Consider the following 8,014-nt stretch of genomic DNA (forward strand, 5'->3'; position numbering starts at 1 on the left):
CAATCGTTATTCCCACGGCAGACAGACCAGTAAATTTCCGCATGGATCGCCTTGACCCACTAGAAGCAATTCCAGTCATTAACAAGGCAGGAATTCTTCAAGATGTTTTACAAGAACTTATCCCTACCAAAAACAATAATATCCGTCCATTGACTTCGCTTGAAAACGGCCATCTGGCCCTTATGCTGGCAGGAGGATACATGAACGGAGCAATTGAGAAGGATGGCCGGCAGTTGGTTATTAAAGGTGTTATCAAAAAAATCGAGAAGATTGTCCAGGTTCATGAAAACGAGACTGGCGGCGGTTCGATCACCACCAAAGACCAATACATCCCGACCGTCAAAGTCATTGACATGCAAACTGCCGAATTGATTACCGTGCAGTAACCCTCATCCAACTCTGAGAAATCACATGATAACACCATACCTCATCATAAAATGTGTTGGATTCGTCTGTTATTCCAACGCCCTGATTGCAAGAAGGTCAGACCGAGAATACCAAGGCTGTTTATTAAGCCTTATCGGTTCGCCTTCTCATGTAAAGGCCATGTCTGCGCTCATTTATAGCGGCGAGGTTGTTTGCAGGGTGTCTGACGATAATGACGAGTCAGCTGACCTTCTTTTTTCCGGCTCAATCCGCACCTGCCGCACCCGTAAGATCGGTGAGGTAGTAAACAAGGTGCTGGTTGCAACAGGATTCAACGAATCTTCTCTTCATGCAACTGTCTTTGGCCCTGATCTGCCTAGCGTGCAGGAACGAGCCTTCCGCCGTGTTGATAAAGCAACCACCATTCCACTCAAACCACAATGGCAAGAGTGGCTCTGGGAGAAAATGATATCCCCTGAAAAACTTTTTAGCTTCGGCGACGAGAATTTTCAGGAAGCGTATCTTGTAAATATCCCATGCGATGAGACCTTAGAGTCGCGGGTGCTGGAAGCAATCAAGAGCGGAGAGATACAGTAGCCAACCAAGCTGACAACCTAACCCAACCAGGGGGAGAGTATTTCCCCTCAAGGGGCCATATTCTCCTCTCTATAACCATTAAAAATGGAGAATTATGGAAGCTATCACCGATACTGTCGAATCAGTAATTGACGGACAAAAAACCGTCAAACTGGCCGATTTTCTTGATGAATGGGGCGATATGCTTAAGAATCAAGTAATTCAAAACATGAACCCTGTCTATTCACTGAAAGCGGAGGATGATTGGGATTCACAGGCCAGAGAAAAGTTACAGCAATTACTGCGGAAACCGTTTGAGTCGCAAACCAGAAAAGGCATCTTACCGGTAGCCAGGTCTTTTTTCAAAGAAGATCACAAGGCAGCTTTCATGGTCGGTGAGATGGGAACGGGCAAAACCTTTATGGGTTTAGCTGTTGCTCATCTGATTCCTAAAACACACAAACGCATCCTTATTCAATGTCCCGGCCACCTGGTCAAAAAATGGATACGGGAAGCACAAGATACCATCCCCGGATGCAACTGCATCAACCTCAACGGGAAAAGCCTCGATCTGCTCATCGCAGGTAAGCTCACGTCAACAAAACCTGTTGGCACCGAGATATGGGTAATGGGCAAAGAGCGGGCTAAATTGCATTTCCAGCGTGTTCCCCAGCGGATTACGGTTTTTGGAAGGCAATGTTGTCCTGAATGCGGTGGGCAAATAACAACCGATGACGATAACAACAAATGCATACCGTGCGAACATTGCAAGGCCCCGATGTGGATGGCAGATGGAACGAAAGTCCGCCGCTACGCCAAGGCCGAGTTTATGAAGCGGTTTTTTCACAAGAACTTTTTCGACCTTCTGATACTGGACGAAGTGCATGAACTCAAGGGTGGCGGTACTGCCCAGGGCCAAGCAATGTCCTGTCTTATCGCTCGCTCAAAAAAGGTGCTGGCTCTTACCGGCACTTTGATGGGCGGCTATAGCTCAAATCTTTTTTATCTGCTCTGGCGGATGTTTTCTCGTCAGATGAAGGCAGATGGCTTTGAGTTTGGCAGGTCAATGCATTTTGCAGAACGCTACGGCGTTGTGCAACGCACTTATGACAGCAAGGATGTAAATGCAAGTCTCAATGTTGCCAGTATTGGCCGAAAGCTCGGTAAGTCACGGGTTAAGGAAGCTCCAGGAATATCACCCCTGTTACTGCCTGATCTGCTGCTTGAGCATTCGACCTTTGTCCGTCTGGCCGATGTTAATGACGCATTGCCGGAATACGAAGAAATCATCGTTCCAGTAGCATTGGAACCCGACCAACAACAACCGGAATATGCCCAACTCTCCCATGATCTCATAAATGCCACCAGCGAAGCATTAGCTCGTGGTGATATGCGGCTTATGGGCAAAATGATTCAATCCTTGCTGGCGTATCCTGATGGATGCCGGAATGGAGAAAGAATCACCTTGGAAATTGCAGGCAGAGAGACAGTAGTTGCCTCTGCACCTGGCCTAGGAATTGACCTGTTGCCAAAAGAAGAAAAGTTGCTGGAGATTATAACGGCTGAAAAGAAACAAGGGAGAAAAGCAGCGATCTTTCTCGAACATACCGGCACACGGGATTTGCTTCCTGTCTTAGAGGAAAAACTTCTAAAGCATGACTTGAAGCCTCTGGTACTCCGCAGTCAAACCGTAAACCCGGAGCATCGGGAGGATTGGCTCAAAAAGCAGGTTCAGACGGGATTGTACGATTGTCTTATTTGCAATCCCAATTTAGTAAAAACCGGACTCGATCTCCTGGAGTTTCCCACAATCATATTTTTTCAATGCGGTTATTCAGTATTCACGCTCAGACAAGCCAGCCGTAGGTCATGGCGTATCGGCCAAAATCAGCCGGTGCGGGTATTTTTCATGGCCTATTCCAAAACCATGCAGGAAAAAGCTCTGTCGCTCATGGCGCAAAAGATGGAAACATCGCTCGCAGTAGAGGGCGAGTTATCAGATAAAGGGCTTGCCGCATTATCTGAATCAGAAAACAGCATGATGTATGAACTGGCAAAGGCTTTGACCGGCAAGGTTGCGGTCAAGGATATGAGCGAAGCATGGACCAGATATCGGCAGCGTGAGTTGCTGAGCAGTCTGTCTATGGACGATGACCAGCATGTCACCATTACGACCACAACCACCATGAGTACTGCTGCCGGCAGCACAGCCACGATCACAGAAGAGTATGTTGTTCGCGGGACTGTGTATGTCAAGAAGGCCGGAGCAATCGCTTATGTCGGCAACAACCGCTTCGATCTGAAAGACGGATTTGTTTTCTGGTCCGGCAGAAAGATAGGTTGGTACGACCGACAAGGTTGCGGTGAAATCAACGAAAAGCCGATTCGTATCTATAAGCCTGACCAGTGCAAGCATTTTGTCCTGGCTGAAATACGAATAGCGGCATAACCCATTAACCCAACCTATTTATCCAACCCACAAGGGGCAAAACAACCCCTTGAGGGAAGTTTTGCTCCTTATCATTATGGAGGAAAACTTATGGATAATTCAGAAATCGAAATGATGGCCGAACCATTAGAAGTCGATATTACTCCAAAGCCGATCAGGATTGAATTGCCTGCACAGTTACGCGAACATGCGGACGCTGCGGATAGTTGCCCTTGGCCTTTGAGGGAAATTATCAGACAGGCAGCAACAGAGATCGAAAGGTTACAGAGGATCGTAAAAAGTAATGACCCCGTAGCTCTGTTACGAGAGATATGGAAACATCATCAGCCCGTCTATCTCTTTGAGGCCATCGCTGACCATACTGACACACAGGAGGCATCATAATGGAATATTATTATGATCTCGAAGTAATGGCCGATTTACTGGCTGAAGTAATGGATGATTTAATGGCTGAGTATTTGGAGGCCGACCACCAGGAAGATCGTCAAGATCAAGATTAGCCACACATAAACCAATCAACCCACCAGGGACAAAACTTCCCTGACGGGGAAGTCTTGTCCCTTTTTTTATTCACTCCAAGGAGACAAGACCATGATTGTCAATTTAGTGAGAAATATGCGGACTACTGCAAAAAGAACCGACAAAACCAATATCGGGCATTGCATCCTGCTTTTTCTGGCTGCTGATGAAATAGAACGCTTGCAAAAGAAGCTTTCTGCTGCAGAAACCCGTAGCAATCAAACCATCAGGAGCAAAATAACTCGTCTGTCTTTGGTAAAGTCTTTTCCCTCTTTAATTCATAGGAGGAGATAAGCCATGAAGTTATTTATCCAAGACGAACAAGGACAGTACGTCACTGCGACAACCCCCGAAATCATTAAAGAGGGCCGTAGCCGTATTCGCTCCACACTGAAAAGAGGAACTGAATTTATCGGAAGTTCACAAGCGGCAAAGGAAGCAATAGCCTCAAAAATCTTTTCATACCAACATGAGGTCTTTGGTTGTCTGTTTCTGGACACCAAGAACTGCATCCTGGCCTGGAAGGAATTGTTCCAAGGGACTATTGATTCGACAACAGTTTACCCTCGTGAAGTGATCAAAGAAGCCCTGCGGCTCAATGCGACAAAGGTTATCCTCGCTCACAACCACCCTTCAGGTAATTCTGATCCATCACAACAAGACATTGAATTGACCAAAAAACTGAAAGAAATCTTGCAGATTATAGATATTAAAGTGCTGGACCATATAATCGTCGGCGATGAAATAACATCCTTTGCGGATATGGGTATTCAGTTTTAGCTCAATTCTACGCATTCAATATCAACCCATCAGGGACAAAACCTCCCTGACGGGGGTCTTGTCCCTATTTTTTTCAATCTCATAAGGAGACAAGGCCATGATAGATCAGAAAATAATCAATAAACTCCAGAAATTACTTGCTCTGTCGGCGAGTGATAACGAAAACGAAGCTGCCCTTGCCATGAAGAAGGCCGAGGAGCTGATGCGTGAACACAATCTGTCCGTTGCTGATGTAGCTCTTGACGGAAGTGGTGCGCATGTAGGTTCTGCAGAAGTATGTGGACTGACCAAGACCTCCCAGACATGGGAAATCTCCATGGGAAGCTTCATTGCCCAAACCTTCAATGGCCGAGCAATCCGTACCAGAAACAGCAACGGTTGGAGTTTCATCTTTGTGGCCGGCCAGACAGATTTGATAATTATCACTGATCTGTTTGAACGACTGCGCTCCACCATTAAGCGAATGAGCCAGGCTTATGTAAACAGTGCAAAGGGTTTTACCAGAACTCACGGTAAATCCCTGCATAACAGCTATCGCCTGGGAATGATTAAAACGATCAGCCAACGATTAGAACGTCTGAAGCAGAACACTGCCCCGACTGATTGTCGTAATGCCTTCGGGATGACCGGTACTGCATTGATGGTGATTAAAGATAAAGCAGTTGACCAGCGAGTTAATCGGCTTTTCCCGCGTTTAAAATCGATAATGTCAAGAACCTGTCGTGTTGATGGCAATGCCTACCAGCAAGGTATGACTGATGGCAATAATGTCAGTCTGCACCAATCTGTAAACGGCAGGTCTTCTGCACCTCTTGGCCTTAAGAGGTAGAAAATGAAAACAGAAAAAACAGAGTAGAACCAACCCACACTCAATAAGTAGTCAACCTATCAGGGACAAAACCTCCCTGACGGGGGTCTTGTCCCTATTTTTTTCAATCTCAAAGGAGACACGACCATGACCGCACCTATTTTTATGACCAATGACCTGATCGTTAAGTTCGCTTCTGCTGCTGGTGCAACTGAGCCTGTAGATAAAGTATCCAGCCGTTACACCTTTGTTCCAACCTTAGATGCGGTTGATCTGCTGCGTGATGCCGGCTGGTTTCCAATCAAGGCAGAGCAGAGCGGCACCCGTATCCAGGATAAGGAAGGATTTCAAAAGCATTCCATTCGCTTTACCCGGAATGAAAACTTCGAAATGAATCCGAAGGATGAGCGGGTTGACCTGGTTCTCTATAATTCTCACGACCTGGGCAGTTCCTTCAAACTGATTGCTTCAGTTTGGCGTTTGGTGTGTGGTAACGGTTTGATGATCGCATCAGATTTTGCCAACTTCACCCATCGGCATGTCGGATTTAACCAAAATGATTTTGTTGAATCAGCTGATAAGATCACCGCTGCTGCTACGGTCATCAACGACCAGATGGATTATCTGAAAGGTATCCACTTAGGCTACGACGAGCAGATCGCCTATGCTGCAGCAGCTCACCGGCTGGTATATGAGGATTTTGGTAACGCTCCTATATCTCCGGAACAGTTGTTGACACAGCGCCGTTTTGCCGATGGCAGCAATAGTCTCTGGACAACGTTCAATAAAGTTCAGGAGAATATCATCAAAGGCGGTGTAAAAGGCAAAGTCAATGGAGAAGATGGCCCTCGAAAAGTCACTACCAGAGCGGTAAAAGCCCTTGATCGCAATATCAAGCTGAACCAGGCTCTTTGGGTCCTGACTGAAAAAATGGCTGAATTGAAATCCATATCGATTGCCGCATAACTATTCAACCACAGCCGTCTCCTTCGGGGGGCGGCTTTTTTTTTGGATGATTATTATATCTTTTGTGCTATACAAAGGTATGAATATTTATTTACTTTATTATATAACTATTTAGTTGCATAAATAGATCACAAAAAATATATACAACTCGATCTTTACTACAGGAAAACACGATGAAAATAATAATACTCAACCAGAAGGGTGGTGCTGGGAAATCAACGATTTCCACAAACATGGCATATTGTCTGGCGATATCAGGAAAGAAGACCCTTCTCATCGATTTGGATCCCCAGGCGCACAGCTCTGTGATCTTCTGCACGGACATTCCCAGAAATCAAACAGTGGGTGAGCTGCTGTCGAGCAAATCGTGTAAAATTGACAATGTCATTCGTCAAGCAGTGCTCGGTGAAAATGAAGAGCCAGTTGAAAATCTTTTTATGATTCCTTCCAATATCCACCTCGCAGTTACCGCTGAACAGATCACAACGAAAATCCACAGGGAAAAGCTTCTCCATAATCATCTGAAAAAAATCGAAAAGGATTTCGATTTCATAATCATCGACTGCCCACCAACAGTTAACGTACTCACGATCAATGCCATCTATACCTCCGACATGATTTTGATCCCGACTATTTACGGACGTTATTCCCTGGATGGTATTGCCGATCTTTTTCGGTCGATCGAGGATGTGAAAGAATCGAGCGACTTCAAATATATGATTTTGAGAAATGGCCGTGACTCCCGCAACAAGCTCTCCAATGTATTTGTCGAAGAACAACTGGAACCATACAGGAGGAATCTTTTAAAAACCGTGATCCGTAGAAATGAAGCCATTAACCAAGCGCAAATGAACAATGAACCTGTGATGGTCTTCGACCCAAGATCTTGCGGTGCCGAGGATTTCAAAGAACTTACCGAGGAGATTTTGGGATATGGCAACTAAAAAAATTACCGGACAATCCAAGTTGGCTCAAACAGCTGAGTCAAAAATTGATTCGGGAGATCGTCTCGATTTGGTGCCTTCAAGAAAAAAACCATCGTTGAAGGCATACCGACTTTATGATGATGACATTGCCAGGCTTAAAGAGATTACCGCGACTATGAACAAAGAGAGTCACCGGCACATCAGTGAAACTGCTGCAATTCGTGCCTTGATAGTGTTGGGGACGAGTACAACGGGAGAAAGGCTTCTGAAAGCGTTACGGGAAACGATATAGATTTGTATGTATATTATGCTATACAAATATACATCTGAAAATCAAAAAACATCCGGACCTTCGGAGTGTAGATGCGGATGCTTAGTGATTCAGCGGGTTGGTGTGAATGCCCTGGTCATGGGCATCTTTAGTGATAATATCTCTCTGAAAAGTGGGAAAATGACGTGTGGAGGTGGGCGAAGAAGGGAGTGGGAGGACGATACCGGCTAGTGTCACGTCAACCTTGAAATGTCGTAATATAATGTTATACTTTGTTCATACTCAACCAAGGAGGTTCGACTATGAACAAATACATTGTGACACTCACCCAAGAAGAACGTGAACTTCTGGGT

At 45.5% G+C, this 8,014-nt stretch carries 10 protein-coding genes; all 10 read left to right on the plus strand.

Features of this window, described 5'->3' with window-relative positions:
* Positions 1 to 386: hypothetical protein (locus tag OEL83_20880; protein MDK9709500.1), on the plus strand; the 386-nt coding region annotated here is incomplete at its 5' end.
* Positions 387 to 411: 25 nt separating this feature from the next.
* Positions 412 to 963: a hypothetical protein gene (locus OEL83_20885; GenBank protein ID MDK9709501.1), complete on the plus strand. Its 552-nt coding sequence runs from the start codon at positions 412 to 414 to the stop codon at positions 961 to 963.
* A gap of 94 nt (positions 964 to 1,057) precedes the next feature.
* Entirely contained in the window at positions 1,058 to 3,391 is a 2,334-nt protein-coding gene (locus OEL83_20890) for a DEAD/DEAH box helicase (protein MDK9709502.1), read from the plus strand.
* A gap of 90 nt (positions 3,392 to 3,481) precedes the next feature.
* The gene (locus OEL83_20895) at positions 3,482 to 3,775 is read left to right on the plus strand and encodes a hypothetical protein (GenBank protein ID MDK9709503.1); all 294 of its coding nucleotides are present in this window, start codon (positions 3,482 to 3,484) and stop codon (positions 3,773 to 3,775) included.
* 207 nt (positions 3,776 to 3,982) lie between these two features.
* Positions 3,983 to 4,204 carry a hypothetical protein gene (locus OEL83_20900; GenBank protein ID MDK9709504.1) on the plus strand — a complete coding sequence of 74 codons (222 nt, stop codon included), beginning with the start codon at positions 3,983 to 3,985 and terminating at the stop codon, positions 4,202 to 4,204.
* A 3-nt stretch (positions 4,205 to 4,207) separates the two neighbouring features.
* Complete coding sequence (gene radC / locus OEL83_20905) at positions 4,208 to 4,690, plus strand: DNA repair protein RadC (GenBank protein ID MDK9709505.1); 483 nt, start codon at positions 4,208 to 4,210, stop codon at positions 4,688 to 4,690.
* A gap of 97 nt (positions 4,691 to 4,787) precedes the next feature.
* On the plus strand, positions 4,788 to 5,519 hold the full coding sequence (locus tag OEL83_20910) for a DUF2786 domain-containing protein (GenBank protein MDK9709506.1): 732 nt from the start codon (positions 4,788 to 4,790) through the stop codon (positions 5,517 to 5,519).
* A 126-nt stretch (positions 5,520 to 5,645) separates the two neighbouring features.
* Positions 5,646 to 6,464, plus strand: coding sequence for a DUF945 domain-containing protein (locus tag OEL83_20915; protein ID MDK9709507.1), 819 nt, complete (start codon positions 5,646 to 5,648; stop codon positions 6,462 to 6,464).
* Between the two features lie 173 nt (positions 6,465 to 6,637).
* Positions 6,638 to 7,408 (plus strand): ParA family protein, encoded by a 771-nt coding sequence (locus OEL83_20920; protein MDK9709508.1) that lies wholly within the window; start codon positions 6,638 to 6,640, stop codon positions 7,406 to 7,408.
* The gene (locus OEL83_20925) at positions 7,398 to 7,682 is read left to right on the plus strand and encodes a hypothetical protein (GenBank protein MDK9709509.1); all 285 of its coding nucleotides are present in this window, start codon (positions 7,398 to 7,400) and stop codon (positions 7,680 to 7,682) included. The genes OEL83_20920 and OEL83_20925 overlap by 11 nt, the downstream gene beginning before the upstream one ends.
* Positions 7,683 to 8,014 lie beyond the last annotated feature (332 nt).

The sequence above is a fragment of the Desulforhopalus sp. genome, from assembly GCA_030247675.1.
Taxonomy (GTDB): domain Bacteria; phylum Desulfobacterota; class Desulfobulbia; order Desulfobulbales; family Desulfocapsaceae; genus Desulforhopalus_A.